The 25,487-nt window shown below is 67.7% G+C and carries 28 protein-coding genes and 2 pseudogenes; 15 read left to right on the top strand and 15 right to left on the bottom strand.

All coding sequences use genetic code 11. The features are described 5' to 3' along the window. From A5624_RS06465 to A5624_RS06450, 5 genes are all read right to left on the bottom strand, one after another. Complete coding sequence (locus tag A5624_RS06465) at positions 1-495, bottom strand: SRPBCC family protein (RefSeq protein ID WP_066863309.1); 495 nt, start codon at positions 493-495, stop codon at positions 1-3. Then, on the bottom strand, positions 495-1,136 hold the full coding sequence (locus A5624_RS06460; protein WP_066863306.1) for a nitroreductase family protein: 642 nt from the start codon (positions 1,134-1,136) through the stop codon (positions 495-497). Before A5624_RS06460 ends, A5624_RS06465 begins: the two co-directional genes overlap by 1 nt. A 21-nt stretch (positions 1,137-1,157) precedes the next feature. After that, complete coding sequence (locus A5624_RS28060; protein ID WP_156748868.1) at positions 1,158-1,298, bottom strand: hypothetical protein; 141 nt, start codon at positions 1,296-1,298, stop codon at positions 1,158-1,160. A 75-nt stretch (positions 1,299-1,373) separates the two neighbouring features. After that, positions 1,374-2,357 (bottom strand): nitronate monooxygenase family protein, encoded by a 984-nt coding sequence (locus tag A5624_RS06455; RefSeq protein ID WP_082972050.1) that lies wholly within the window; start codon positions 2,355-2,357, stop codon positions 1,374-1,376. Further along, on the bottom strand, positions 2,354-2,746 hold the full coding sequence (locus A5624_RS06450; protein ID WP_066863303.1) for a tautomerase family protein: 393 nt from the start codon (positions 2,744-2,746) through the stop codon (positions 2,354-2,356). Before A5624_RS06450 ends, A5624_RS06455 begins: the two co-directional genes overlap by 4 nt. Positions 2,747-2,855: 109 nt before the next feature. Between A5624_RS06450 and A5624_RS06445 the strand changes: the two genes are divergently transcribed. Both A5624_RS06445 and A5624_RS06440 read left to right on the top strand, forming a co-directional pair. Beyond that, positions 2,856-3,725 (top strand): LysR family transcriptional regulator, encoded by an 870-nt coding sequence (locus A5624_RS06445; RefSeq protein WP_066863300.1) that lies wholly within the window; start codon positions 2,856-2,858, stop codon positions 3,723-3,725. Between the two features lie 96 nt (positions 3,726-3,821). Further along, positions 3,822-4,501 (top strand): annotated as a pseudogene (locus A5624_RS06440) (phytoene desaturase family protein); the annotation flags it as partial. A 9-nt stretch (positions 4,502-4,510) separates the two neighbouring features. Here A5624_RS06440 and A5624_RS06435 read toward each other — a convergent pair. The 4 genes from A5624_RS06435 to A5624_RS06420 form a co-directional block, all read right to left on the bottom strand. After that, entirely contained in the window at positions 4,511-5,119 is a 609-nt protein-coding gene (locus A5624_RS06435; RefSeq protein ID WP_066863297.1) for a YbhB/YbcL family Raf kinase inhibitor-like protein, read from the bottom strand. Positions 5,120-5,184: 65 nt separating this feature from the next. After that, the gene (locus A5624_RS06430; protein WP_066863295.1) at positions 5,185-5,631 is read right to left on the bottom strand and encodes an SRPBCC family protein; all 447 of its coding nucleotides are present in this window, start codon (positions 5,629-5,631) and stop codon (positions 5,185-5,187) included. Between the two features lie 52 nt (positions 5,632-5,683). Then, a complete protein-coding gene (locus tag A5624_RS06425; RefSeq protein WP_066863292.1) occupies positions 5,684-6,100 on the bottom strand; it encodes an SRPBCC domain-containing protein in 417 nt (138 codons plus the stop codon). Then, the gene (locus A5624_RS06420; RefSeq protein ID WP_066863289.1) at positions 6,097-6,423 is read right to left on the bottom strand and encodes a helix-turn-helix transcriptional regulator; all 327 of its coding nucleotides are present in this window, start codon (positions 6,421-6,423) and stop codon (positions 6,097-6,099) included. Before A5624_RS06420 ends, A5624_RS06425 begins: the two co-directional genes overlap by 4 nt. 105 nt (positions 6,424-6,528) lie before the next feature. Between A5624_RS06420 and A5624_RS06415 the strand changes: the two genes are divergently transcribed. From A5624_RS06415 to A5624_RS06390, 6 genes are all read left to right on the top strand, one after another. Then, complete coding sequence (locus A5624_RS06415; RefSeq protein WP_369827446.1) at positions 6,529-7,221, top strand: MBL fold metallo-hydrolase; 693 nt, start codon at positions 6,529-6,531, stop codon at positions 7,219-7,221. 246 nt (positions 7,222-7,467) lie between these two features. Beyond that, positions 7,468-9,756: an isocitrate lyase ICL2 gene (gene aceA, locus A5624_RS06410; protein WP_066863286.1), complete on the top strand. Its 2,289-nt coding sequence runs from the start codon at positions 7,468-7,470 to the stop codon at positions 9,754-9,756. A 261-nt stretch (positions 9,757-10,017) separates the two neighbouring features. Next, positions 10,018-10,236 carry a hypothetical protein gene (locus tag A5624_RS06405; RefSeq protein WP_066863282.1) on the top strand — a complete coding sequence of 73 codons (219 nt, stop codon included), beginning with the start codon at positions 10,018-10,020 and terminating at the stop codon, positions 10,234-10,236. A gap of 151 nt (positions 10,237-10,387) precedes the next feature. Next, the gene (locus A5624_RS28490) at positions 10,388-10,792 is read left to right on the top strand and encodes a hypothetical protein (protein ID WP_066876856.1); all 405 of its coding nucleotides are present in this window, start codon (positions 10,388-10,390) and stop codon (positions 10,790-10,792) included. A 160-nt stretch (positions 10,793-10,952) separates the two neighbouring features. Further along, positions 10,953-12,116, top strand: coding sequence for an LLM class flavin-dependent oxidoreductase (locus A5624_RS06395; protein WP_066863276.1), 1,164 nt, complete (start codon positions 10,953-10,955; stop codon positions 12,114-12,116). A gap of 78 nt (positions 12,117-12,194) precedes the next feature. Next, entirely contained in the window at positions 12,195-12,515 is a 321-nt protein-coding gene (locus A5624_RS06390; RefSeq protein ID WP_066863273.1) for a hypothetical protein, read from the top strand. 57 nt (positions 12,516-12,572) lie between these two features. On the opposite strand, the gene A5624_RS06385 is transcribed toward A5624_RS06390, so the two are convergent. Further along, a complete protein-coding gene (locus A5624_RS06385) occupies positions 12,573-13,040 on the bottom strand; it encodes an SRPBCC family protein (protein WP_066863270.1) in 468 nt (155 codons plus the stop codon). Positions 13,041-13,249: 209 nt separating this feature from the next. Between A5624_RS06385 and A5624_RS06380 the strand changes: the two are divergent. Next, positions 13,250-15,096: pseudogene (locus tag A5624_RS06380) on the top strand (fatty acyl-AMP ligase). Positions 15,097-15,136: 40 nt separating this feature from the next. After that, complete coding sequence (locus A5624_RS06375; protein ID WP_066863267.1) at positions 15,137-15,814, top strand: hypothetical protein; 678 nt, start codon at positions 15,137-15,139, stop codon at positions 15,812-15,814. Positions 15,815-15,824: 10 nt separating this feature from the next. Here the strand turns inward: A5624_RS06375 and A5624_RS06370 are convergent, their stop codons facing one another. After that, positions 15,825-16,595: an SDR family oxidoreductase gene (locus A5624_RS06370; RefSeq protein WP_066863264.1), complete on the bottom strand. Its 771-nt coding sequence runs from the start codon at positions 16,593-16,595 to the stop codon at positions 15,825-15,827. A gap of 58 nt (positions 16,596-16,653) precedes the next feature. Between A5624_RS06370 and A5624_RS06365 the strand changes: the two genes are divergently transcribed. Continuing rightward, positions 16,654-17,130 (top strand): nuclear transport factor 2 family protein, encoded by a 477-nt coding sequence (locus A5624_RS06365; RefSeq protein WP_066863261.1) that lies wholly within the window; start codon positions 16,654-16,656, stop codon positions 17,128-17,130. 67 nt (positions 17,131-17,197) lie between these two features. On the opposite strand, the gene A5624_RS06360 is transcribed toward A5624_RS06365, so the two are convergent. Together A5624_RS06360 and A5624_RS06355 are read right to left on the bottom strand one after the other, a co-directional pair. Then, complete coding sequence (locus A5624_RS06360; protein WP_066863257.1) at positions 17,198-17,938, bottom strand: DJ-1/PfpI family protein; 741 nt, start codon at positions 17,936-17,938, stop codon at positions 17,198-17,200. 19 nt (positions 17,939-17,957) lie between these two features. Further along, positions 17,958-18,908 (bottom strand): GlxA family transcriptional regulator, encoded by a 951-nt coding sequence (locus A5624_RS06355; protein ID WP_066863371.1) that lies wholly within the window; start codon positions 18,906-18,908, stop codon positions 17,958-17,960. 110 nt (positions 18,909-19,018) lie between these two features. Between A5624_RS06355 and tpx the strand changes: the two genes are divergently transcribed. After that, the gene (gene tpx, locus A5624_RS06350; RefSeq protein WP_066863254.1) at positions 19,019-19,513 is read left to right on the top strand and encodes a thiol peroxidase; all 495 of its coding nucleotides are present in this window, start codon (positions 19,019-19,021) and stop codon (positions 19,511-19,513) included. Between the two features lie 17 nt (positions 19,514-19,530). Here the strand turns inward: tpx and A5624_RS06345 are convergent, their stop codons facing one another. Both A5624_RS06345 and A5624_RS06340 read right to left on the bottom strand, forming a co-directional pair. Beyond that, complete coding sequence (locus tag A5624_RS06345) at positions 19,531-20,499, bottom strand: nitronate monooxygenase family protein (RefSeq protein WP_066863251.1); 969 nt, start codon at positions 20,497-20,499, stop codon at positions 19,531-19,533. Continuing rightward, complete coding sequence (locus tag A5624_RS06340) at positions 20,496-20,876, bottom strand: NYN domain-containing protein (RefSeq protein WP_066863368.1); 381 nt, start codon at positions 20,874-20,876, stop codon at positions 20,496-20,498. The genes A5624_RS06345 and A5624_RS06340 overlap by 4 nt, the downstream gene beginning before the upstream one ends. Before the next feature lie 77 nt (positions 20,877-20,953). On the opposite strand from A5624_RS06340, the gene A5624_RS06335 reads away from it, so the two are divergent. The 3 genes from A5624_RS06335 (at position 20,954) to A5624_RS06325 (ending at position 25,357) form a co-directional block, all read left to right on the top strand. Then, positions 20,954-22,138, top strand: coding sequence for an acyl-CoA dehydrogenase family protein (locus tag A5624_RS06335; RefSeq protein ID WP_066863248.1), 1,185 nt, complete (start codon positions 20,954-20,956; stop codon positions 22,136-22,138). A 396-nt stretch (positions 22,139-22,534) separates the two neighbouring features. Further along, positions 22,535-23,983: a condensation domain-containing protein gene (locus A5624_RS06330; protein ID WP_066863242.1), complete on the top strand. Its 1,449-nt coding sequence runs from the start codon at positions 22,535-22,537 to the stop codon at positions 23,981-23,983. An 18-nt stretch (positions 23,984-24,001) separates the two neighbouring features. Beyond that, on the top strand, positions 24,002-25,357 hold the full coding sequence (locus tag A5624_RS06325) for a hypothetical protein (protein ID WP_066863239.1): 1,356 nt from the start codon (positions 24,002-24,004) through the stop codon (positions 25,355-25,357). The last annotated feature ends 130 nt before the right edge of the window (positions 25,358-25,487 follow it).

Here is a 25,487-nt window from a genome sequence, read left to right as displayed (position 1 = left end):
CTAATCCAGCCGCCGGACCCGGCCCGCGTAGCCGAGCGCGTGCTCGTAGGTCGCGAGGTTGTCGCGGGAGATCTTCGCGTGCACCGGGCGTTCGAGAAAGAAGCGCAGCACCGGGTTGTAGGCGTGGTACGTCTCGTGGAAGGTCAGCACGGTGGTGCCGTCCGGCTGCTCTTCGAGCCGGTGATATCCCTCGGCCCGCGACCACAGCGGGGCGCCAACGGCGACGTAGCGCGACAGCTTGTTGAGCTCGGCCTCGGTCACGGTTTCCCAGGATCGCGCCCTACCGCCGGACAGCAGGTATTTGGGCACTTCGAAGATGCAGGTCCGGACCAGGCCCTCGCCGGCTTCGTTGCCCTCGTTGAGGATTTCCATGCTGCCGTTGGGCCACTCGAGCACCCGCGGCCGCGGGGCGTTCGGTGGGGCCGGCGGATGCAGCACCCGCCACACTTTGCGCGGCGGCGCATCGACGTGGAATCGCACGGTGTAGGACTGCATCAGCTGGCTCCGACGGGCCGTTCCCAGGTGTCCCAGTACGTGATGGTCTCCGCGGGCGGCCGCTTGGCCGGCCGGAAGTCGGTGCCGATCGTGTAGGCGACGGGGAACAGCGCCGCCTGCGTGACGGTCGGCGGGATGCCGAGCAGTTCGGCGACCTCCTTCTCCTTGAACAGATGCATCGTCGTCCACACCGATCCCAGCCCGCGCGAGCGCAGCGCCAGCAGAAAACTCCACCCCGCGGGGATGATGGATGCCCAGGCCGCCGCGGCGATGCCCGGTTCCGCGGTGTCGATGCGCTCGGTGAGGCAGGGGATGACGTGCACGGGCACCTCCGCCAGCGTCTCGGTCAGGCTCATCGCGCTCTGGTACACCCGCTGCGTTTGGGCGTCGGTCGCGTTGTCGGCCGCGTAGGCCAGGTACTGGGCGCCGATGCTGCGGTAGATCTCGGCGATCGCGGCGCGCTTGTCCGCGTCGGTGATGACCAGCCAGCGCCAGTTTTGCGTGTTGCTCGCCGTGGGCGCCTGCATCGCCAGCTGGATGCACTCCAGGATCACGTCGCGACCGACCGGGCGGGTCAGGTCGAGGCGTTTGCGGACCGACCGTGTGGTGCTCAGCAGCTCGTCGACGGTGGCGATGTCCATGGGTTCCTTTCCGATGGGTGATCAGAGGTCGATGGCGCAGGACTTGTCGATGCAAAGGTGTTGGCGCGCAGGGTATCCCGGACAATTGGCGGATGCGGCGACACAGTCGTCGATCATGGCGGCTTCACCGCCGGGGCCATCCGGGACGTTGATACGGGCCATCGCGCACTCCTGCCCGCGCAGACAAGGCGGAAACAAGCTAGCCAGCTGAGCAAACCAGACTCGTCGCTCGGCTGTCTAGGGCGCGGGGTCGCGGTTGAGGATGCGGTTGGCGTCACCGACCATCTCGGTGACGATCTCCGCGGCGGGCCGAACCTCGCGGACGCGCCCCACCCCTTCGCCGGTGAGGATGGCGGCGGTATCGAAATCCTCTGCGGCTACCGCTTTTTCGTAGGCGTCGATCGCTTCGGGCAGCCGCGCCGACAGCTCGGCCTCGTTGCCGTGCCAGGTGTCCAGGAAGGCGTTGTTCAGGGCCCGCACGGTGTATCCGGTGGGCCAATCGAGGCGGCGCACGACGTCGTAGACCCGGGTGCGCACGGTGTCGTCACCGCCGGCCGCCACTGCGCGCCGCTGCGCTTGGGGTGAGACGAGCGCTTCCGGCGTCGCCCAGAACCGGGTACCGACTACGGCGCCGTCGGCGCCCAACGCGAGCGCGGCGGCCAATCCGCGGCCATCGCCGACGCCACCCGCGGCCGCCACCAACGTGGCCGGAGAGCGGTCCGCCACGAAGTCGACGACCTCGGGCACCAGGGTGAAGGTCGACCGCACGCTCATGCCGTGCCCGCCGGCCTCGCCGCCCTGCGCCACGATGACTTCCGCACCGGCATCGAGCGCGCGACGGGCCTGATCTAGGTTCTGCACCTGCGCGATCAGCGGAACGCCGGCCGCGTGGATGCGATCGGCGAAGGGCGCCAACTCGCCGAACGACAGCATCACGGCCGCCGGATCCCTTTCCAGCGCGACGTCGAGCACCCCCGGATTGCGGGCCAGGCTCCAGGTGATGAACCCGTATCCGACCCGGGCGCCGGCGGCCCGGTCGATCTGCGTCTGCAGCCATTCGGCGTCGGGATAGCCCCCACCGATGAGCCCCAGTCCGCCCGCCCGTGTCACCGCCGCCGCCAGCCGGCCCCCGGAGACCAGGGCCATCGGCGCGAGCAGGATCGGGTGCTCGATCCCGAACAGGTCGGTCAGGCGTGTCGGCAAACCCGTGGCGGCGCTCACTTGAGTTCACCGGTGAGGAACTGGGCCCTCCCGTGGCCGAAAGACCAGTCCTCGTCGTCGTTTTCGGTGACCGAGACGATCAGGTCGGCGGGGTCGAGCCCGCACCGGTCGGCGAGGCGCGACGCCAGCAGTTCATAGAACTTCTGCTTGAGCTCGCGCGGCCGCCGTCGGCTTACCACGTGCAAGATCACCTGGCGAGACGACCGATCGATGCCCAGACCGGTGTCCAGCGTGACGATTTCATGTGCCGGGTGGGTATGCACCACCTGGTAACGATCCCGCGGCGGAACGCCGAACGCCTCGACGACCGTGTCGTGGATCGCGTCCAGCAGGGCACGAACCTCCGAGGGCGTACGACCCTCGATGAGGTCGATGTACAACAGCGGCATTTTTCCTCCTGCGAACAACAGCGCGGATTGCGCTCCCAGTGCAACCGACGTTAGGTCTTCGGGAATCCCGCGTGAAATGCCTTGTGTGAAGGATCTATGCTCATCGAGCATGGACGCGGTGCAGTCCGGGCGAGTCGAGTTGCGTCACCTCCGGGCGTTCGAAGCGGTGGCCCGCCTCGAATCGTTCACGCTGGCCGCGCAGGAGCTCAGCATCACCCAGCCCGCGCTGAGCCGAACCATCAAACAGCTCGAAGACGCGCTCCAAGCGTCGCTGCTAGACCGCAGTTCGCGCCACGTGGCGACCACCCCGGCCGGGCGGGTCTTTCTCGGTCACGTCGAGCGGGTCCTGGCCGAGCTGGGGCGTGGGGTCGACGCCGTCCGGCAACAAGCGAGCATCCGCCTCGGATTCAGCTGGCTGCTGCCCGACCCGTGGGCGCAGGACACCGTCGCGCGGTTCGAGCGCACCACCCGGACCACCGTCAGCCTGATCCGCACCGACGACGCGCTCGGGGCGGTCCAGCAGGGCCGGGTGGATGTCGCCCTGGTGCGCGGCCACGTGACCTCGACCGCCGTTCGAATCGTGCACCTTTTCGATGAGCCCCGGGTGGCGGTGTGTTCGGTGCATTCGCCCCTGGCCAAGCGGGCGAAGCTGGACTGGGCCGGGGTGCCACGCTGGCCGCTGGTGGTCAACACGGCCAGTGGTACCACCGGGCCCTGGTCGTGGCCGGCGGGGGATGGGCCGGAAACCATAGTCGAGACAACGAATTTCGACGAGTGGATCGAATCCGTCGCGGCCGACCGCGGCATCGGGGTCATTCCCGACGTTGCGATCAGGCGCAACATCCACCCCGGCGTGCGGTTCGTCGCGCTGCGAGGCGCGCCCGACATTCCCGTCGCGTTGGCGTTTGTGAAGCGGGCCAACGGCCCCGTGCTGCGGCGCTTCATCGAGGCGGCCGTGGACGCCGCGGCAAACCAGTGACGGCTTCGGTCGGGGGTGCCGTCAGGCCAGCGGCGCCAGGCCGGAGCGCACCAGATCCAGACTCGCGGTGACGTCGTCGGCGAGATCGCCGGAACAACCGAGCTGATCGCGCCCGAACAAGTTCCCGCACAACTGGTCTCGCGTGTTTCCGGCCGCGATCACCGGGCCTCGTTCGTGCAGATCCACTTCGCGCTGGGCGGGCTGCCCGAATTCGCCCCGCCCTATGAGTTCCTCAATGAGGAAGGAATGCAACAGTCGGTCGGAATCTTCGGGTCACCCGAGGAGCAACAGCTGCACTGGGAAAACTGCCGCCGGGGCGTCATTCCGGACAACCCGTCGATGGGCATGCAGATCCCGTCGGTGCACGATCCCAGCATGGCGCCGCCCGGCAAGCACGCGGCCAGCGCATTCGCTTACGCGTTTCCGGTCGAAGTCGCCCGCGACCAGCATGGCCATCTCAAAAACGCGATGGCGCAACGGGTTATCGACAAGATCACCCGATTGGCGCCGAACTTCAAGGACATCGTGATCCGCCACATCACCTTCGCGCCCTACCCATGAACACCATGTTCGGCGCGCCCTCGGGCGACTTCTGCCACGGACTGCTCCACCCCGACCTGATGGGCCCGAACCGGCCCGGCCCGAAGGGCTTTGCCGACATGCCCATCGAAATCGACGGTCTCTATCTCGCCGGCGCCGGATGCCACGGCGGGCCCGGCATCACGTTCACTCCCGGCTACAACGCCGCCTATCAGGTTCTCGACGACGCGTCGTGACGGGCCCGATCAGCCGCCGAAGACCGCGGTGAGCTGAGCCTGCGCGGTCGCGACGCCGCCGATCGTCTGCGCCGCCTGCACCCCGGCCAGACCGGCGGGCAGCTGATAGTCGTTGGGCAGCTGATAGAGGGTGAACCGGTAGTGATGCGTACCGGTTCCCGCCGGGGGACAGGGCCCCTTGTACGCCGGCTGGCCGGCCGTGTTGGGCAGCGCGGTCGCCCCGGCCGGGGTCTGACCATCGGCGGTGCTTCCGGAACCAGGCGGGATTCCGACGACGACCCAGTGGACGTACAGCCCGTTGACGGCGTCGGGGTCGTCGACCACCAGGGCCGCACCCAGCGGCGCCGACCACGCCAACGGCGGCGCGATGTCGGCGCCCTTGCAGGTGTACTGCACCGGGATCGGGGCCCCGTCGGCGAAAGCGGGACTGCTGATGGTCAGCGGTCCGTCGGCGGGCGCGCGCGGCGCCGTGCGACCGAGGGTGGTGATCTTCGGCGCCGACGACGTCGTCATGTGGCCATCGCCGTGGCCGCCGCAGCCGGCCAGCGCCGGCGCCATCGCCAGCACACCGATGATCGCTGCGATTCGGTGCGGCCTGCCCGCCGGCGTAGGTTCCATGACTACCAGTCTGACTCGCGCGCTCACACTCGGGAAGGGCCCGATTTCACCCGCGCGAGGCCAAGCTACTTGCCGCGCTGCTCGACTTCGAGGACCCGCTTGCGCAGTCCCTCGGTGGCGGTGTCCATCAGGCTCTTGGCCCCCTTCTTGACCAGAAATCCGGGGACGGGCGCCACCAGGTCGACGGTGAGCTCGAAACGGACCCGGGTGCCGTCCCCCTCGGGGGTCAGCGTGTACCGACCCTCTTGAGCGCGTTGCTGTTTGGAGCTGACTAACGTCCAGCCGACGCCGTCGTCGTGAACGGTGTAGGCGAGCTCCTGTTCGTCGCTGACGCCGACGAGCTTGACGACCTGTCTGGATCGCCTCGGATGGTTCTGGTCGTCACGTTCGAGCACCTCGACCTTCTTGTGCGCCGACGACCACTCGGTCAACGACTCGAGGTCGAACAGCACGTCCATGATTTCGTCGGGCGTCGCCTCGATGACGACTTCGCGGGAATCGGTGATAGCCATTCCGGGGTGATAGCCCGAGCGGTCTGCCCCGAAACCAGTCCCACGGTGGGGTCTAGCGAGTCGTCTGGGCGCCGAGCTGGGCGAGTCGGGGCAGGACGACGTCGCGCCATCCCGGCCCCATGCGCTCGAACGCCCGGGCCATGCGGCCGTCGCCGAGGTCAAAGCCGCTGTGTTCCAAGAAGACTCGGGTGCCGTCGCCTTCGGCTTCCAACCGCCAGGTCAGCGTCCAGGCCGCGGTGAACGTGTAGACGAACCGGTGCGGTGCGTCGACCTCGAGCACCGTGCAGGGCTGCTTGCCATAACCCGGCATGTCGAGCGTGAACTGGTGTCCCACCACCGCGGCCACCTGCCCCTCGGCCCACCAGAGCTTTATCAGCGCGGGTTCGGTGAGCAATCGCCACACGGTGGCCGGTGGCGCCGCGACGAATTGATCGACCCGGACCGTCGCGGACCGTGACGTTTCGGTCATTCCAGCTCCTGTGCTACCTCGGCGAGCTTGGCCAGTCGGCCGCGCCAGAACTTCTCGAAGGGATGCAGCCAGTCGCCGAGGTCTGCCAACGGCTCGGCGGTCAGGCGGTAAATGCGATGGCGCCCCTGCGGCCGGTCGGCGACCAGTCCCGCGTCACGCAGCACCTTGAGGTGCTCGGCGACGGCGGGGCGGCTGAGCTCGAAGCGATCGCTGAGTTCTCCCGCCGAGAGCGGTTGGGCGGCGAGGATCTCCAGCAGTTCGCGCCGCACCGGATTGGCCAGGGCGAGGAAGACGCGATCGACGCTGTGCACGTCCGCCAACATACGTCGGGAATTTCCGACATGTCAACCATGTCCGACATAAGAAGCGGGCGGCGACCGCTTGCCGGGGCGGCTACCTTCGGAGGCTGTGCAACTCGCCTGGAACGGTTGACCGCCACCGCGCGTCGCTGCCGGCTTCCGTTCTGCGACGTGACCGTCGGGCTGGTGTGGGGCCGCACCGGCGCATTGCTCGTCGACACCGGGACCACGCTCACCGAGGCCGCCGCGATCGACGCCGACGTCCGGCTGCTTGCCGGGCGCCCGGTGACCCATATCGTGTTGACGCACAAGCACTTTGACCACGTACTCGGTGCGTCGCTGTTCGCCGGGGCGAAGGTTTTCTGCGCCCCCGAGGTGGTCGAATACCTTTCCTCGTCAACCGGCGACCTGCGCCAGGACGCGCTGCGTCATGGCGGCGACCCCGCGGAAGTGGACGCGGCGATCGCGGCTCTGCGGCCCCCGCGCGGTGGAGGTCACGACGCCGTCATCGACCTGGGGGACCGGGCGGTGACGATCGCCCACCTCGGCCGGGGCCACACCGCGTCGGACTTGGTGGTGGTCGTGCCCGCAACGGAAGGCGGCGATCCGACCGTGGTGTTCACCGGTGACTTGGTGGAGCAGTCCGGCGACCCCGCGATCGACGCCGACTCCGATATCGCGGCCTGGCCCACGACCCTGGATCGGCTACTGGCGGTCGGTGGGCCCACGGCGATCTACGTCCCCGGCCATGGCAGCGTCGTCGACGCAAGATTCGTCCGGCGCCAGCGAGACTGGCTGGCCCGTCGTGCGGCGGCCCCGTGATCGATACCGTATCGAAAGGTATTGTCTCCCAAGGCGTTGAAACCGCACCGCGCCGCGGTGCCTCGCTGTCCCAACGTCCGCAGCCATCCAGTGGTTCACGCCGGTCACCGGTCCGCCACCGAAAAGCTCTCGCAAGTACATGGCGGGGCAACAGTTTTGGCTCAAGTCGTTCGAGCCCTGATTGAACTGCCGTTTCCGGGGATAGACTCACGTTCAGTGGAATCATGCGCGCGAAGGAGCGAAGACATGGCGATCATTGATAAGGACACGCAAGTCCGGCCATCGTTTGACGACGAGGTCGCTGCCACGCAGCAATACTTCGACGACCCGCGCTTCTCTCGCATCACGCGCCTCTTCACGGCCCGCCAGGTAGCAGAGCAACGCGGCACCATCCCCACCGATTACACCGTCGCCCGCAACGCGGCGGCCGCGTTCTATGAGCGGCTGCGCGAGCTGTTCGCCGAGAAGAAGAGCATCACCACGTTCGGTCCGTACTCGCCCGGCCAGGCCGTCGCGATGAAGCGGATGGGCATCGAGGGGATCTACCTCGGTGGTTGGGCGACGTCGGCCAAGGGTTCCACCACCGAGGATCCCGGCCCCGACCTCGCCAGCTACCCGCTGAGCCAGGTGCCCGACGACGCCGCGGTGCTGGTGCGCGCGCTGCTGACCGCCGACCGCAACCAGCAGTACCTGCGCCTGAACATGAGTGAGCAGCAGCGGGCGACCGCCACCGAATACGACTACCGGCCGTTCATCATCGCCGACGCGGACACCGGCCACGGTGGTGACCCGCACGTGCGCAACCTCATCCGCCGGTTCGTCGAGGTCGGGGTCCCGGGGTACCACATCGAGGATCAGCGTCCCGGCACCAAGAAGTGCGGCCACCAGGGCGGCAAGGTGCTGGTGCCGTCGGACGAGCAGATCAAACGCCTCAACGCCGCGCGCTTCCAGCTCGACATCATGAAGGTGCCGGGCATCATCGTCGCCCGCACCGATGCCGAGGCGGCCAACCTGCTCGACAGCCGGGCCGACGAGCGCGATCAGCCGTTCCTGCTCGGCGCCACCAACCTCAACATCCCGTCGTACAAGTCCTGTTTCCTGGCGATGGTGCGTCGCTTCTACGAGCTGGGCGTCAAAGACCTCAACGGTCACCTTCTCTATGCACTGCCCGAAGGGGAGTACGCCGAGGCCGGCGCCTGGCTGGAGCGCCAGGGCATCCAGGGCGTCATCTCCGACGCGGTCAACACCTGGCGCGAGAACGGTCAAAAGTCGATCGACGACCTGTTCGACCAGGTCGAGTCGCGGTTCGTGGCGGCCTGGGAGGACGATGCCGGGCTGATGACCTACGGCGAGGCCGTGGCCGAGGTGCTCGAATTCGATGCGAGCGAGGGCGAGCCGGCCGACATGAGCGTCGACGAGTGGCGAGCGTTCGCGGCGCGCGCTTCCTTGTACTCGGCCAAGACCAAGGCGAAGGAATTGGGCGTCGACCCGGGTTGGGACTGCGAGCTGTCGAAGACCCCTGAGGGCTACTACCAGATCCGCGGCGGCATCCCGTACGCCATCGCGAAGTCACTGGCTGCCGCGCCGTTTGCCGACATCCTTTGGATGGAGACCAAGACCGCCGACCTGGCCGACGCCAAGCAGTTCGCCGACGCCATCCACGCCGAGTTCCCCGACCAGATGCTGGCCTACAACCTGTCGCCGTCGTTCAACTGGGACACCACCGGCATGACCGACGAGCAGATGAAGCAGTTCCCCGAGGAACTGGGCAAGATGGGGTTCGTCTTCAACTTCATCACCTACGGCGGCCACCAGATCGATGGCGTCGCGGCCGAAGAGTTCGCCACCTCGCTGCAACAGGACGGCATGCTGGCGCTGGCCCGCCTGCAGCGCAAGATGCGTCTGGTCGAATCCCCTTACCGCACACCGCAAACCCTGGTCGGCGGGCCGCGCAGCGACGCAGCGCTGACCGCGTCGTCGGGTCGCACCGCGACCACCAAGGCGATGGGCGAGGGATCGACCCAGCACCAGCACCTGGTACAGACCGAGGTGCCGAAGAAGCTGCTCGAGGAGTGGCTGGCGATGTGGAGCGAGAACTACAGCCTGGGCGAGAAGCTGCGCGTGCAGCTGCGGCCCCGCCGGGCCGGCTCGGACGTGCTGGAACTCGGGATTTACGGCAACGACGACGAGCAGTTGGCCAACGTCGTCGTCGACCCGATCAAGGACCGGCACGGCCGCAGCATCCTTCAGGTCCGCGACCAGAACACCTTCGCCGAGAAGCTGCGGCAGAAGCGACTGATGACGTTGATCCACCTCTGGCTGGTGCACCGCTTCAAGGCCGACGCGGTGATCTATGTGACGCCGACCGAGGACAACCAGTATCAGACGTCGAAGATGAAGTCGCACGGCATCTTCAGCGAGGTCTACCAGGAGGTCGGCGAGATCATCGTCGCCGAGGTGAACCGGCCCCGCATCGCCGAACTGCTGCAGCCCGACCGGGTCGCGCTGCGCAAGCTGATCACCAAGGAAGATTAGCCAGCCACCCGACGGCGGCCGCCCGATCGACCGATGCGGCGGCCGCTAACGGAGTCATCATCCAGCGCCGACGTGCACCGGCGCGCCGCCCGAGCCCGGCGCGGGCCGCTCCCGCCACCCGCGCATTCGACGTGCCCCGGTTCGCCGTGCGACACGATGCCAAAAATTTACCCTGCGCATAGTTGCACAGGTGTAGGATTTAGCTAGTAACAAACGTGCGCTCAGATTTAACAAACGCCCCGGAACAGAGAGGAGCGCCTGATGGGCACCCCAATCAATAAGGCGATCGCGGTGTTCGGTGGTGCGGCAGCGGTTCTTCTGGCGGTCGGATTCGGTGCCGTGGGCGTTAGCCAAACCGGCAACGCAGCGACGGCGGCGACGCATCCGCCAGCCAGCGTCGCGATGCCGCAGCCCGGCACGACCGTCCCCGGCGTGCATATCGGCACGCTCGCGGCCTGCATCGTAGGAGCGAACTGCTAGCCGACCGCTGTTCGCGATGGCCCATCACGCCTGCGTGATGGGCCATTTTCGTCCGGCACGATTTCGCCGCCCGAATCTGTTTGCGCGGCGAGGCCGCGGGGTAAGAAAAAGTGGGCGGCGCGAAGTGGCGCATGTGGAGATGGGGGATCTGATGAGATCTGGCCCGAGGACGGCGGTCGCACTGTTCGGCGGTGCGGCGATGCTCGTGTTATCGGTCGCCTGCGGTGGCGGACATAAGGGCGGCCCCAGCAGCAGCACCACGACCCCGACGACTACACCGTCCTCCAGCGTGGCGCCCTCCACCGCACCCGGTGGCGGCGGCGGTGAGCCGGGCGGCCCGACCGGCGGCGGTGGCCCTAATGGCGGTGGCGGCGGCGTGCCCGGCGGCCCGACCGGTGGCGGCGGTCCCGGTGGCGGTGGCGGCGGCGTTCCCGGCGGCCCGACCGGTGGCGGCGGTCCCGGCGGGGGCGGCGGCAGCATTCCGGGCGTGGGCGGTGGTGGCGGCGGACCGGGCGGTGGCGGCGGTTGCGTCGGCAACGTCTGCGGCGGTTTCTGATCACCCGATGAGCCGGCGCTAAAGCGCAAACACCAAGACTTGCTCCCTAGCCGGTGGGGCCGGGATCACCTGGCCCCATCGGCTGAACACTTGTCTGGACCTAGGGCCCAAGCCGCATTCCGAGTTATGGTTCTGCCAACTCGGATGCAAGGGGACTTCAATGTCGAAGCTGCGGTTCGGATACTTCATCGCCCCGTTCCACCGCGCGGGCACCAATCCGACGCTGGCCCTGCAACGCGATCTCGCCTTCGTCGAGCATCTCGACGCGCTGGGCTTCGACGAAGTCTGGTTGGGCGAACACCACTCGGCGGGTAGCGAAATCATCAGCTCCCCAGAGATTTTCATCGCCGCCGCCGCCGAACGCGCGAAGCGAATCCGGTTCGGCACGGGTGTCATCTCGCTGTCGTATCACAATCCGCTGTGGGTCGCCGACCGGCTGATGCTGCTGGATCACCTCACGCACGGCCGCATCATCGGCGGCGTCGGGCCGGGCTCGCTGCCCAGCGACTCGTCCATGATCGGACTCACCCCGACCGACACGCGCGAGCTGCTGGAAACCAATCTCGACATCGCGGTGCGGCTGCTGGCGGGCGAGACGGTCAGCGCCAAGACCGCCACCCATCAGCTCTACGATGCCAAGCTGCAGCTCGCCCCGTACACCGACGGCGGCATCCCGCTGTCGGTCGCGGCGGTCGCCTCACCGACGGGCGCGCGGTTGGCGGGTAAGCACGGCATCGGCCTGCTGTCCATCGGGGCGACGTTGACCGTCGAGGGTTTCAACGCGTTGTCCTACCACTGGGGCATTGTCGAGGAGCGCGCCGCGGCCTTCGGCACGCAGGTCGACCGCAAGAACTGGAGCCTGGTCGGTTTGTTCCACCTGGCCGAGACCGAGAAGCAGGCCCGCGAGGAGGTCAAGTTCGGCATCGAGCCGTGGTTCCGGTACTTCCAGAAGGTGGCGGCGTTCCCGCAGATGACGATGCCGGGAGAGCAGCTCGACGAAATGATCGACGTCATCAACGAGAACGGCGCGGGCGTGATCGGCACGCCCGAGCGGGCGCGCGAACAGGTGCAGCGGCTCTGGGACCAGTCCGGCGGATTCGGCTGCATGCTGCAGATGGGTCACGAGTGGGCCAACCCGGCCGCCACCCGACGGTCCGCCGAGTTGTTCGCCGCCGAGGTGATGCCGCACTTCCAGGGCCAGGCGCAGCCGACGCTCGACGCCGCCGCGCGCGCCGGCCAGGCCCGGGAGAACCTGGCGCAGTCGCAGCTGGACGCCGTCGCGCACATGACCAAGAAGTATCAGGACGAGGTCGAGTCCAGATAGCGGCTCATTGCGAGGCTTCATACCGAGACGACAGCCGCCTCCCAGTGGGCAGCTAAAGACGCGGCGCATACCTGGAGAATGACCACCGACACCCTTGGCCCCGCGATCACCCGCGTCTTCGGAATTGCCGCCACCCTGGCCGTACTCGCGCTGTACGACGCGGCTCGTGTCACGACACCGGAGACCGTGCCGAGCTGGGACTCGGTGCACCTGGCGGACGCCGCCGGTTCACCCGGTCTCACCGGCGGTTTCGCGACCGATGACGGCGACGATCAACTGCAGCAGCAGCTACAGCAATCCATGCAACAGGCCGAACAGCAGAACGAGCAGGCCCAGCAGCAGTTCAATCAGGACATGCAGCAACAACAAACGTACGAAAACCAGTTCAACAACCCGTGATTCGTGAATCGAAGCGTGGCGGCCGCTTCGTGCGGCCGTCATGCGGGTGCGGGACGGTCAGCGCCCCGCGCGGGATTCCCGCTCGGCCGCCTTCACCAGCCGGCCCGCGAAGAACCGGACCGCTCCACCCATGGCGGCGCGCATCAGCGGACCCGTCCCGCGGACGCCTTCGGTGAACGAACCGGTCCAGCGGATGTCGGTCCCGCCCGCCGCGTTCGGCGTCAGGACCACCTCGCCGCCGTAATCCTGGGCCGGGGTGCGCGGGCCCACCAGCTTGTAGGCGTGGCGACGGTCCGGCTCGTAGGCGACGGTTTCCTCCTGCACGTAGACGGGCCACATGCCCACCTTGCGGACGGCCCCGATGCCACCAGGCGCCGGGTCGCCCTGGCGCGCCCAACTCGAGTGCACGACGATCGGCTTGGCCCACTGCGACCAGTTGGCGCCGTCGGCCACCAGCCGGAACACCGTCGCCGGGGGCGCACTGCTGGTGCGGGTGACTTCGAAGGAATAGTTGCGGCCCGGCATGACGACTCCTGGTGGTAGCAAACGGACGGCCCTGGACGCCGCTCGCCGGTAGGCTACCGCCCGCCCCGGCCCATGACCGGATCGGGTTGACCGTCGCCGCGCGCCCGGTGATCGAGCACCCGCCCGAGGCGGCGAATGCCCGCGCCGCTCTTGCTGTTTGCCGATTCACCGGCGCGAAGACCGCCGCTCGGCTTGCCTAGACTGCAGTCATGGATCGCGGCTCCCGGCAGGACGGCCCGGCTGCCGGTGGCCTCCTTCGCATCGAGGACTGCCTGGACGCCGCGGGCCGGGTGGTGCTGCCGCCCGGGGTCAACCTGATCTCGCTCATCGACCGCAACATCGCGAACGTCGGTGACACCGTGGCGTACCGCTACCTCGATTTCAGCCGTTCGGCGCGGGGCGAAGCCGACGAGGTGACATGGACCCAGTTCGGTGCGCGGCTGCAGGCCATCGGCGCATGCATCCAGCAGGCCGCGGGCCGCGGTCAGCGCGTTGCCGTCCTTGCGCCGCAGGGCATCGACTACGTCGCCGGGTTCTACGCGGCGGTCAAGGCCGGAACCATCGCGGTGCCGTTGTTCGCCCCGGAGCTGCCCGGGCACGCCGAACGCCTCGATACCGCGCTGCGGGATTCGGAGCCCACCGCCGTGCTCACGACGACCGCCGCCCAAGGGGCGGTGGAGGCGTTCCTGGCCGGCCATCCGCATCTGCGCCGGCCGCAGGTGATCGCCATCGACCAGATACCCGACGCGGCGGGGGAGTGGTTCGCGCCGACCGAGCTCGGCATGGACGACGTCTCGCACCTGCAGTACACGTCGGGCTCCACCCGCCCGCCGGTCGGTGTCGAAATCACCCACCGCGCGGTGGGCACCAACCTGGTCCAAATGATCCTGTCGATCGATCTGCTGGACCGAAACACCCACGGCGTCAGTTGGTTACCGCTCTACCACGACATGGGTTTGTCGATGATCGGCTTCCCGGCGGTCTACGGCGGCCACTCCACGCTGATGTCTCCCGCCGCCTTCGTCCGCCGCCCGCAGCGATGGATTCAGGCGCTGTCCGACGGGTCCCGACAGGGCAACGTCGTCACCGCCGCACCGAACTTCGCGTACGAATGGGCCGCGCAGCGCGGGCTGCCCGGCCCCGAGGCGGACATCGACCTGCGCAACGTGGTGATGATCATCGGTTCCGAGCCGGTCAGCATCGACTCCATCAAGACCTTCACCAAGGCGTTCGCGCCCTACGGGTTGCCGCCCACCGCGTTCAAACCCTCCTACGGCATCGCCGAGGGCACCTTGTTCGTCGCGACCATCGCCCCGGCCGCCGAGGCGACGGCGGTGTACTTCGACTCAGAACTGCTGGGCGCCGGATCGGCGGTGCGCGTCGACGCCGATCATTCCAGGGCCGTCGCGCACGTGTCGTGCGGTCAGGTCGCACGCAGCGAATGGGCCGTCATCGTCGATCCCGCCAGGCGATCAGAGTTGCCGGACGGCCAGGTGGGCGAAATCTGGTTGCAGGGCAACAACGTCGGACGGGGCTACTGGGGACGGCCAGACGAGACGCGGCGGGCCTTCGGCGCCAAGCTGCAGTCGCGGCTCGCCGACGGCAGCCATGGCGACGGCGCCGATCTGGACGGCTCCTGGCTGCGCACCGGGGACCTGGGCGTGTATCTCGACGGTGAGCTGTACGTGACCGGCCGGATAGCGGACCTGGTGACGATCGACGGCCGCAACCACTACCCGCAGGACATCGAGGCCACCGTCGCCGAAGCCTCCGAGATCGTCCGGCGCGGATACGTGACGGCGTTTTCCGTGCCGGCCGACGATGACCCGGATGCCGCCCGGCTGGTGGTGGTCGCCGAACGCGCGGCGGGCACCAGCCGTCAGGATCCGCGCCGGCGATCGAGGCCGTCCGGGCGGCGGTCGCACAGCGACACGGCCTGAGCGTGTCGGACGTCCGTCTGCTGCCGGCCGGCGCCATCCCGCGCACGACCAGCGGCAAGCTGGCCCGCCGGGCCTGTCGCACGGAATACCTCGCCGGCACCCTGGGCGTCCGCTGACCCGGGGTCAACCCGGGGGAGTTGCTGGCATCCTGGCGATGTGGGTCTGATATTCCGGTTGGCGGAGCTGTTGATCGTCATCCTGCCGCTGACGGGCGCGATCGTCGCCGCCGTGCGCGCGTTCGGCAGCTACCGACGGCGCGCCGACGAGCGGTCGCGGGAGTTCGGCCGGGAACCGTTGCCCGGCGCGCCCGCGGCCGACGGCGCGGGCGGAAATCAAGCGGCCCAGTGGCGCGCGATCCGGCGCGTCCTCGATGAGCATGGCCGCACGGATGCCCGCTGGCTCGAATACGAGCTCGATGTCGCCAAACTGCTGGACTTTCCGCTGATGACCGACATGCGCGAGGCCAACACGATCGCGTTCCATAAGGCCAAGCTGCGGGCCGACTTTCTGCGCCCGGCGCAGGCCGAGGATCTGCTCGACGACCGCGACGGCGCCGCGCGGTACATGGCCGCGGTCGAGGACTACGTCACGGCGTTCAACGCCGCAGAGGCCGAGGCGATTCGCCGGCGCCGCACCGATTTCTCCAACGCGGACCAGCAGCGAATTGCGCGGGCGCAGAGCCTGTTACGGGTGGCGGCGGACCCCGCGGCGGCACCCCAGGAACGTCAACGCGCCTACGATGTGGCCCGCAACGAACTCGAGGGCCTGCTGGTGTTGCCCTCGGCGACGCAGGCCAACCTCGAACGCGGGATCTCCGGCGAGCTCGAGCGATAGGGCCGGTGAGCTAGGGACAGGTGTAGCCGCCGTCGATCACGACGTCCGACCCCGTCATATAGCTGGACGCCTCGCTGGCCAGATAGACGTACAGGCCGACGAGTTCCTCGGGGCGACCGATGCGGCCGAGCGGAATCTTCGGCTCCCACTGGCGGTGATACTCGGTTAACGGCTCGACGAGCTCGGTGAGGATATAGCCGGGGCTGACGCTGTTCACCCGGATGTTGTGGGCCGCGAATTCGACCGCCATGGCCTTGGTCAACTGGATGACGGCCGCCTTGGCGGTGCAGTAGTGACCGACCTGCTGCGGAACGTTGATGATGCTGCCCGACATCGACGCGGTGTTGATGATGACGCCGCCGCGCCCCTGGGCGACCATCGCCCGGGCCGCCGCCTGCGCGGTCAGGAAGACTCCCGTCACGTTGGTGTCCTGGATCCGCTGGAATTCCTCCGGCGACATCTCCAGCATCGGGACGACCGCGATGATGCCGGCATTGCAGACCGCGACGTCGATCCCGCCCAGCTCCGCGGTCACCCGGTCGACCATGCTGTTCACCTGGTCGGGTTGGGTCACGTCACATCGAATCGGCAGGACCTTGCCGGCGCCGTCCGCCGCCAGCTCGCCGGCGATGCGTTCCAGCGCCTCGACATTCCGCGCGGCGATGGCGACGTGGGCGCCGGCTTGCACGTAGGCCTGCGCGACTTTCCTGCCGATGCCGCTGGACGCCCCGGTCACCAACGCCCGCTTGCCGCGCAGGTTGAACAAGTCCAACACGTTCATCCGATCTCCCCATTCATACGAGCGACCCAAAACCGAAACACGTTCTAGTGTGTCCGCTATGGGCAAATTCACCAGGGCAGAAATCGACGAAGCCGTCGAGAACTACACCAAGGTCGTCGAAGGGTGCAGCGCTTCGGGCGACTGGCGGCCCTTCGCGGACCTCTTCACCGAAGACGTCGTCTACACCGAGCATCACTACGGCGTCTTCCACGGACGCGAGGCGGTTCGCGACTGGATCGTCGCGGTGATGGCGCCGTTCCCGCACATGCGGTTTCCCAGTGACTGGATCGCCCACGATGAGGACAACGACGCCGTCGTCGTCATGATCAAGAACCTGCTCGACCATCCGACCGATCCGAACGGCGAGCCGTTCTGGTTCCCCAACTGGACCCGCCTGGTCTATGCCGGCGACGGGCTGTTCTCCAGCGAGGAGGACATCTACAACCCCGACCGTGACGCTCCCGGCGCCGTCGCGGCGTGGCTGCAGGCCGGCGGGCAACTCGCCACCACCGAGATCCTGCAGCCCGGCGCCTAGCGGCTAGGCTCTGGCTCGAGAGTGCTTGTGCGCGAAGCGCTATCACCGGCGCTAGCGCATTCCCCAGTTACGTAATGCTCTCCAGCGGCCGCCTGCGCCGCCGCGACCGGACCTTGTCCAGCGCCTGCTCCCAGGCGAGCAAGGTCGTGGCCTTCACGTTGGCGGGCTTCACGCTGTCACGGGACAGCAGCGCCGTCGCAGCGGCCTTCGTCGTCGCCGAGGCCTTCGACATGTGGCCCGAATCGAATGGCGGCTGCGGATCGTATTCGAGCGCGAGCTGGATTGCCTTCGCGCGGGATTCGCCGGCGATCTGTCCGGCCAGCCACAACGCGAGGTCGAGCCCGGCGGACACGCCGGCGCTGGTGACCATGTCGTCGGAGTGCACGATCCGTTCGTCGGCCACCGGAACCGCGCCGAATGCCTTGAGCGCGGGGATCGTCAGCCAGTGCGACGTCGCCCGCCGGCCGTCCAGCAGCCCCGCGGCCGCCAAGATCACCGACCCGGAGCACACCGACGTCGTCCAGCTCGCGCTGCGGTGGGCCCGGCGCAGCCAGTCGAGCAACGCGTCGTCGCGTGCGTGCACCGGGGTCGACGGCCCGCCGGGCACGAGAATGACGTCGGGGGAGGGTGTTTCGGCCAGCGAGTGGGTGGCGCCGATGACCAGCACCCCGGAGTCGGCGGTGATCGGTCCGGCCTCGTGCCACACGAAGCGAACCTCGGCGCCGGGCAGGTTGCGCAGCACCTCGTACGGCCCGATCATGTCGAGCGCGGTGAATCCGGGGTAGGCCACGATGGCGATTTGGGTCATCGGTGTCGTCCTTTCGGTGTCAGGCGAAAGCCTTGCGGTATTGATCGGGCGAAATACCCACGCGGCGAAGGAAATTGCGCCGCATGGTTTCCGCGGTGCCGAAGCCGCACCGGGCGGCGATGGCGACGACGGTGTCGTCGGTCTCCTCCAACTGCCGGCGCGCGGCTTCGGTGCGGATCCGTTCGACGTATTGGCCGGGCGCCTCGCCGATTTCGGCGGTGAACACGCGGGTGAAGTGGCGCGGGCTCATCGCGGCCCGGCGGGCCAGATCACCGATGCTGTGCGGACGGCCCGGGTCGACCTCGATCGCCTCCTGCACCTCGCGGATGGAATCCCGTCTGGCCCTCGGCATCCACACCGGCGCCGCGAACTGCGTCTGGCCGCCCGGTCGGCGCAGATACAGCACCAGCCAGCGGGCGACCGTCTGCGCGACCTCGGTGCCGTGGTCGTCCTCGATCAGCGCCAGCGCCAGGTCGATGCCGGCGGTGACGCCCGCGGCGGTCCACACGGTCTGCGAGCTCCGCACGAAGATCGGGTCGGCGTTGACCTCGATCGCGGGGAATTGGGCCGCCAACCGTTCGGCGAAGGCCCAGTGTGTGGTCACCCGCTGCCCGTCCAGCAACCCCGCCTCGGCCGCGAGAAACGCACCGGTGCACACCGTCACCATGCGGCGGGCCTGGCCGGCGACGGCCTTGATCCAGGCGACGAGCTCGGCGTCGGCGCGTGCCTCGTCCACGCCGGCACCGCCGGGCAGCACCACTGTGTCGATCGGGTCGGCCGGGTCCGGCAGCGGCGTCGTCACGAAGGCCAGCCCGGTCGCCGTGGCTATCGGTTGGCCGCCGACCGAGGCGACAGCGACCTCATACCCGCCGCCGGTCAACATCGATGCGCTGGTGAACACGTCGTATGGGCCCACCACATCGAGCGCCTGCACACCGGGGAAGCCGGCGATCACCACCTTGCGAGGCATGGATTCAGTGTTGGCCACGCGGGGGCACGTCGTCTACGCCATGCACCCCACCAATTAGGACATGGGACCTGCCCCGTGGCGGCCGCGACGGCCTTGGCAGACTGTTGCCCATGGCACAGATAACGTTGCGTGGAAACCCGATCAACACTGTCGGCGAGCTGCCTGCCGTCGGATCCAAAGCCCCGGCCTTCAGCCTGGTCGGCGGCGATCTGGCCGCGGTCAGCAGCGAGCAATTCGGCGGTAAGCCCTTGGTGCTCAACATCTTTCCGTCCATCGACACGCCGGTGTGCGCGACCAGCGTGCGGACCTTCAACGAGCGGGCCGCCGGCGGCGGGGCGACCGTGGTGAACGTCTCGAAGGACCTGCCGTTCGCGCAGGCACGGTTCTGTGGCGCCGAGGGCATCGAGAACGTCAAAACCGCGTCGGCGTTCCGGGACAGCTTCGGTGAGGACTACGGCGTCACGATCACCGATGGCCCGATGGCCGGACTGCTCGCGCGCGCCATCGTGGTGGTCGGGGCCGACGGCAACGTCGCCTACACCGAGTTGGTGCCCGAGATCGCGCAGGAGCCCAACTACGACGCGGCTCTGGCGGCCGCGGGCTGATCCGCGCCCGCTGCCAGTCAGGCCTGTTCGAGTTCGGCCCGCCCCACGCGCTGCGACGTGGCCCCCAGCACCTCGCGGCAGCCTCGCCACATCTGCTCGATGATGTCGGCGGCCGGGGGCAGGTCCTCGATGCGCCCGGCCACCTGGCCGGTGTTGGCGACGCTGGCGTCGAGGTCGCCGTCGAAGTAGAGCCGCTGCACGCGTTGTAGGGCCGCGGCGCCCGCTTCGGCGGACGTCGCGGCGTCGAGCCGCTCGGCGGCGGGCGTGCGGATGACGCGCATCATCCGGTTGCCGTCGAGGGGGAGCAGCACCGTGCCGGTCTCGTCGGCGTCGACGACCGCTTGCTTGAGGTTGCCGTGCACCGGCGAGTCCGCGGACGCGAGCAGCCGGGTGCCCATCTGCACCGCGTCCGCGCCGAGGACGAAGGCGGCCGCCATGGACCGCGCGTCACAGATCCCGCCCGCGGCCACGATCGGGACGTCGACGTGGGCGGCCACCAACGGCAGCAGCACCATGGTCGAGGCGCCGAACCGATTCTTGAATCCGCCTCCTTCGACGCCTTCGACCACCAGCCCGTCCACGCCGGCATCGACGGCCTTCTTGGCCGCGGCCAGGGTGCCTACCACGTGGAACACCGTGATGCCCGCATCGTGCAGACGTTCGGTGAAAATCGACGGGCTGCCGGCGGAGGTGGTCACGAAGCGAATGTCGTTGGCGACAAGCAAGTCCAGCATCGCCGGATCACGATTGAACAGCAACGCGATGTTCGCGCCGACGGCACCGGCGGTCAGTTCGCGCACCCGCCGCAGGTCGGCTCGTCCCTGATCCGAGGTGGTCTCGATGATTCCCAGCGCACCGGCGTTCGACACCGCAGCGGCCAGTTGGGCGCCGGCGATATAGGTCATCGGCGCCTGGATGATCGGGATGTCGATGTGCGCCAGCGCGCAGACCCGGTTGCCCGGTGGACCGGGTTCGGCGGTGGTCATCGGTCCCGCGGATCGACGAGGTCGCGGAAGCTTTCCGACCGCTGAACGGATGCGCCCAGGCTTCGCACCCGGTCGGTCAGCGCGCGGTCGGATGTCACCACGCGAATGTCGTGCGGCGCGGCGTCGGCCGCGACCATCCGGACGATCTCGTCGTCGGCCGAATTGGCGGCCGCCGTGGGTGCGTGCGCTATCTCGATCACCGATGACGTGATGGCGCTCGACGGCGGTCGCTCAAAAACCACCGTCACCGTTTCTCCTTGCCGCGACGCCCATCGATTCAGCCTTTCCACCAAGGTGACCATCGCACCGTTGCGGTCCTTCCACCAGCCATCGGGACGGCTTCCGATCACATTCATGCCGTCGACAATCCAGCGCACCACCCACACGGTAAACGACCTGTCACGACGGGTGATTTTCGTTCGCAAAGCCGGGAGTGGTTGATACGGTCACCCCCATGACCTCGATCGCCGACACAGCAGACCGGGTGGTGGCGCTGGCCCGCGGTATGCGGGACCTGGTGCAGTCCGAAGCCGCCGAATCGGAGCGGCTGCGCACGCTGTCCCCGGCGATCGTCGATGCGATGTGGGCCAGCGGGCTGATGTCGGCGTTCAACCCGGTGGCGGCCGGTGGCGTCGAGCCGTCGTTCACCGAGATGATCGAGACCTGGATCGAAATGGCTTGGCAGGATGGGTCATTCGGTTGGGTGGGGATCGCCAATCTGCCCTCGTCGTTCGCCGCGGCGGCATACCTGCCCGACGACGGCTTCGCCGAGGTGTTCACCGCGCACGACAACCGGGTCACCCTGGGCGGCCAGTTCTTCCCCAACGGACAGGGCACCGCCGGCGACGGTGGCTACCGGGTGAGCGGCGCGTGGAACTTCGGCTCGGGCATCGGGCACGCGGAATATGTTGCCGCCGGGTTCCTGCCGATGGACAACGGCGAGATGCGCTGGATCAGTGAGGGTTTCCCCGAGATGCGGGTCGCCGTCATTCCGCGCGACGAGATCAGCTTCAACGACGGCTGGTTCGTGCAGGGACTGAAGGGAACCGGTTCCTACGACTACAGCGCCGCAGACGTTTTCGTGCCCGAGAGGCGCACGTTTGAACTGTTTGTGCGGCAGCCCCACCGCGGGACGTCGCCGGCCACCCGGATGGGACTGATGCCGGTGACCGCGGCCGGGCACGCGTCGTGGGCGCTGGGCGTGGCCAAGAGCATGCTCGACGATGTCCAAGAGCTGGCCGCGACGAAGTTCCGGATGAGCGACATGGCGTCGCTGGCCAGCCGCCCCACCTTCCAGAAGGGCCTGGCGCATCACCGCGCGGCCTGGCGCGCGGCCCGGCTGTTGGTGCTCGACGCGTTCACCGCCGCCGAGGCGGCGGTGGCATCGGGACAGGACCTCACCCCGGCGCTTCGCGCCGACATGCGGGTGGCCGCCGTCTACGCCACCGACACCGCCCGCGGCTGCGCCGAATGGGCGCATCTGGTCGCCGGGACCAGCTCGATCCGCGAGGGCAGCCGGTTGGAGCGCGCCTTCCGCGACATCTACACCGGAACGCAGCACGCCTTCATCAGCGAGAAGGTCGCCATCGACGCCGCCCAGATCTGGCTGGGCATCATCGACGACCAGCCCGGGCTGTAACCCGCCGGCGCCGGGGGCGCCGGCCAGTTTGCGCACACGGCAAACCGGCGGTGGCAATGGCTGGCCCCTGAACCGATCCTCGAGATCAACCCCACCGCGTTCCTCGAGGCGGCTGACGGCAGGCGTCAGCTGATGCGCATCAATCGCCGCCCATCGCGACGGATGAGCACAATGCGCAAAACCAGGAAATCGTCGCTTTTGGTGACTATTGACTACAACAGCGACACAGCTCTAAGCGGCGTCGTACGTTCGGATTGCACAACATATCCGAGTACGGCGCACGATTACGGAACCACTGGAAATGCACGCGGGCGCGAAGTTTATCCGCAAATGGCCGGTTCTGCCATTCATGTGCAACGTACTAAATGTCGATGTTGAAAGACAAGGAGCGAGGAAATGGTCGCATTGGGCAGCATCAACGGATGGCAACCGGCCCATGGTCCGGTAGTCACATGGACTGCCTCAGCAGTAGCGCGTGAGGCGGCTCGTACGGCACCGCGATCGGACCTGCCTGCCACTTACCAGCAGTTCCAACACGTGCGAATCGCTCACTACGCGAAGGCGATGGGCAGGCAGCTGCCCCGTTTGATGGTCGTGGCGTGGGACATCCCCGGTGTGTGTGACATCGCGGCAATGACGGCCGCAATCAATGCGCATGTTCGTCGTCACGACACCTACCACAACTGGTTCGAATTCGATAATGACGACGTTGTCCGACATGCCATCGACGACGTGGAAGCCGTCGAATTCCTCCCGGTGCAGTCCGGGAATATGGACGTGGCGCAGATAAGGGCGCATGCAATGACGACAACGCCGGAAACCCTCGAATGGGATTGCTTTACCTTCGGCGCCATCCAGCACAGCGAATACTTCACGTTCTACGCCAGCGTCGACCATCTCCACATCGACGGCATCTCCGGCAGCTTGATATTCCTCGACATTCACCTCGCCTACCAGCGCTCGCAGCTTGCCGCACCGCTCACACTTCCCCCAGCCGGGAGCTACAGCGACTACACCATGCGCCAACACGAGCAGCTGGCCGGCCTGACCTCGTCGTCCCCGCAGGTCAAGGATTGGCTCAAATTCGCGCACGACACCGACGGTGACTGGCCGAGCTTCCCGTTGCCGCTCGGCGACACGTGGGCCAGCAACCGAGGCGACTTTCTGACTGTCGACTTGCTGGACGCGGCCCAGACAGAGTCCTTCGACACCGTCTGTCGCGCAGCCGGCGCCCGATTCAGCGGTGGAATTCTGGCCTGCGCAGCCCTGGCCGAACGCGAATTCACCGGCGCCGACACCTATTACGGATTCACGCCGTACGACACGCGGACGCCCGGCATCGACACGATGAGTGTCGGGTGGTTCGCCAGTCTCATTCCCGTGACCGTGCCGACGGGTGCCGGCTGTTTCTTCGAGTCGGCGCCGGCAGCCCAGAAGGCGTTTGACTCCGCGAAACATCTTGCCGGCGTGCCGTTGGAACGGGTCTTGGAGTTGACGACCCCAGATCAGCCGGCCATCAAGCTGCCCACGCGCCCGGCCATGATGGTGTCGTTTCTTGATTTCCGAAAGATACCGATCGCCGCATTGTGGGAAGAAACGAACTTCGGCGCCTACGGCGACAACTTGTCGCACGGCGGGATCAACATCTGGATCAACCGGCACGCGACAAAAACCACCGTAACCATCTCCTTTCCGGATAACCCGACCGCGCGCGATTCGGTACATCGTTACATCTCGGCATTGACGCAAGCATTCACCGCCGTCGCCGAGACCACTTCGCGGTGGGCGGATGTGGTTGCAGACCACGCCAACTCGAGCCACGCCGTGCCCGCAATCACCCTCTAACCCGAAGGGATAAGCACAATGACCAATGTCATCGACCTGGTGGACCAGATCCACTTCCTCGGCGAGCAGGCCACCGGAACCAGCAACGTGCTTCAATGCGTCTGGGTCTACGACCGGACCATCGACGTCGATGGTGTGCGGCGGTTTCACCACCATCTTGAGCGAGGACGGTTAGCCCGTCGCATCGAACGGTCACCGGTGCCCTGCGGCCGGCACCGCTGGGTAACGCCCGGCCGCTCATCCGGCCTCGAGATCGTCGCCCGCGCCCGCTCCCGCGCCGAGTTCGACGCCTGGTTGGACGAGCAGGCCAGCACCCCGCTGGATTGCGAGCACGGACCCGAATGGCACCTCGCCGTTCTGCGGTTCGCTGAGGGCGGCGCGGGAATCAGCCTGGTCATCTCACATTGCCTCACCGACGGTGTCGGGCTTTGCGAGGCATTGGCGGATGCGGCCGACGGTCTGGACGACGTGATTACATGGCCCGCCGCGCAATCGCGCTCCCGGTGGCGCTCGCTTCGCGAGGACAGCCGCCAGACGATGCGCGACATCCCCGCGATCAGTCGCGCCATCACCGCAGGCACACGGACGCTACTGCGCAGCCAGAGTCGTGACGGGTCTGGCACCCCTGCACCGGATGGGACACAGCTGCCTTTCGTCGGGACTGACGAACTCGTAACTGTCCCGACGGCAACGGTATTCGTCGACGCGCAGGAGTGGTACGGACGCGCACAGACGCTCAGGGGAACTGGCAACGCATTGCTTGTGGGACTGGCGGCACGCCTGGCCCACCGAATGGGGCGGGTCGCAGCCGACGGTTCGGCGGTCGTGGCAATACCCGTCAACGACCGCGTGCCCGGTGATACCCGCGCCAACGCGATCACCGGTATCGACATCTCTGTCGACCCGCTGTCAGCGGCGACGGACCTTCAGGAGATCCGCGCCGCAACCAAGCACGCGCTGACCCACCGCCAGGAGGTGCCCGACGAACGGTTCGCGCTGCTGCCCATCGTTCCCCTGCTACCGAAGTGGTTGGTAAAGCGAATGATCGGCCTGGCCGTTGGCAATACGACCACCGCGTCGTCCAACCTCGGAGTCGTCAACCCGGCCGCCAACCGGCCAGACGGCACCGACGCCGACTACTTCGCCATGAAGATGCGTTACCCCAGCATGACCAAGGCGACGATGCACCATACCGGCGGGCTGCTCAGCTTGCTCTCCGGCATAACACACGGACGGGTCTTCGTCTCCGTCGTTGCATACCAACCTGGAAACATGACAGACGAACTGCAGCAGATGATTTCGGACACGCTGAGCGACTTCTCGCTCACCTGCACCACGAACTGGCGAAGCCCCGAAGTCGTGGCCGCCGGATAGACGCCGGTAAAAGGCCACCCACGAAAGCGGCATCAGAAGCCGCCCCCTCGACCGCACCCACACGAATGAAGGTTGGCCATGGCCACGCAATCGATCACCCCCAAGGTCTCGACAGGCAGCGACGCGTTTG

Source organism: Mycobacterium sp. 1482292.6, assembly GCF_001672995.1.
Lineage (GTDB): Bacteria > Actinomycetota > Actinomycetes > Mycobacteriales > Mycobacteriaceae > Mycobacterium > Mycobacterium europaeum_A.
Note: the sequence above shows the minus strand (reverse complement) of the source record. Positions and strands in the feature narration are given on the sequence as shown.

Excerpts from the sequence above, each read along its gene's own strand:
- A5624_RS06465 (WP_066863309.1), bottom strand. The coding sequence starts at position 495 with ATGCAGTCCTACACCGTGCGATTCCACGTCGATGCGCCGCCGCGCAAA.
- A5624_RS06460 (WP_066863306.1), bottom strand. The coding sequence starts at position 1,136 with ATGGACATCGCCACCGTCGACGAGCTGCTGAGCACCACACGGTCGGTC.
- A5624_RS28060 (WP_156748868.1), bottom strand. The coding sequence starts at position 1,298 with ATGGCCCGTATCAACGTCCCGGATGGCCCCGGCGGTGAAGCCGCCATG.
- A5624_RS06450 (WP_066863303.1), bottom strand. The coding sequence starts at position 2,746 with ATGCCGCTGTTGTACATCGACCTCATCGAGGGTCGTACGCCCTCGGAG.
- A5624_RS06445 (WP_066863300.1), top strand. The coding sequence starts at position 2,856 with ATGGACGCGGTGCAGTCCGGGCGAGTCGAGTTGCGTCACCTCCGGGCG.
- A5624_RS06435 (WP_066863297.1), bottom strand. The coding sequence starts at position 5,119 with ATGGAACCTACGCCGGCGGGCAGGCCGCACCGAATCGCAGCGATCATC.
- A5624_RS06430 (WP_066863295.1), bottom strand. The coding sequence starts at position 5,631 with ATGGCTATCACCGATTCCCGCGAAGTCGTCATCGAGGCGACGCCCGAC.
- A5624_RS06425 (WP_066863292.1), bottom strand. The coding sequence starts at position 6,100 with ATGACCGAAACGTCACGGTCCGCGACGGTCCGGGTCGATCAATTCGTC.
- A5624_RS06420 (WP_066863289.1), bottom strand. The coding sequence starts at position 6,423 with ATGTTGGCGGACGTGCACAGCGTCGATCGCGTCTTCCTCGCCCTGGCC.
- aceA (WP_066863286.1), top strand. The coding sequence starts at position 7,468 with ATGGCGATCATTGATAAGGACACGCAAGTCCGGCCATCGTTTGACGAC.
- A5624_RS06405 (WP_066863282.1), top strand. The coding sequence starts at position 10,018 with ATGGGCACCCCAATCAATAAGGCGATCGCGGTGTTCGGTGGTGCGGCA.
- A5624_RS28490 (WP_066876856.1), top strand. The coding sequence starts at position 10,388 with ATGAGATCTGGCCCGAGGACGGCGGTCGCACTGTTCGGCGGTGCGGCG.
- A5624_RS06395 (WP_066863276.1), top strand. The coding sequence starts at position 10,953 with ATGTCGAAGCTGCGGTTCGGATACTTCATCGCCCCGTTCCACCGCGCG.
- A5624_RS06390 (WP_066863273.1), top strand. The coding sequence starts at position 12,195 with ATGACCACCGACACCCTTGGCCCCGCGATCACCCGCGTCTTCGGAATT.
- A5624_RS06385 (WP_066863270.1), bottom strand. The coding sequence starts at position 13,040 with ATGCCGGGCCGCAACTATTCCTTCGAAGTCACCCGCACCAGCAGTGCG.
- A5624_RS06370 (WP_066863264.1), bottom strand. The coding sequence starts at position 16,595 with ATGAACGTGTTGGACTTGTTCAACCTGCGCGGCAAGCGGGCGTTGGTG.
- A5624_RS06365 (WP_066863261.1), top strand. The coding sequence starts at position 16,654 with ATGGGCAAATTCACCAGGGCAGAAATCGACGAAGCCGTCGAGAACTAC.
- A5624_RS06360 (WP_066863257.1), bottom strand. The coding sequence starts at position 17,938 with ATGACCCAAATCGCCATCGTGGCCTACCCCGGATTCACCGCGCTCGAC.
- A5624_RS06355 (WP_066863371.1), bottom strand. The coding sequence starts at position 18,908 with ATGCCTCGCAAGGTGGTGATCGCCGGCTTCCCCGGTGTGCAGGCGCTC.
- tpx (WP_066863254.1), top strand. The coding sequence starts at position 19,019 with ATGGCACAGATAACGTTGCGTGGAAACCCGATCAACACTGTCGGCGAG.
- A5624_RS06345 (WP_066863251.1), bottom strand. The coding sequence starts at position 20,499 with ATGACCACCGCCGAACCCGGTCCACCGGGCAACCGGGTCTGCGCGCTG.
- A5624_RS06335 (WP_066863248.1), top strand. The coding sequence starts at position 20,954 with ATGACCTCGATCGCCGACACAGCAGACCGGGTGGTGGCGCTGGCCCGC.
- A5624_RS06330 (WP_066863242.1), top strand. The coding sequence starts at position 22,535 with ATGGTCGCATTGGGCAGCATCAACGGATGGCAACCGGCCCATGGTCCG.
- A5624_RS06325 (WP_066863239.1), top strand. The coding sequence starts at position 24,002 with ATGACCAATGTCATCGACCTGGTGGACCAGATCCACTTCCTCGGCGAG.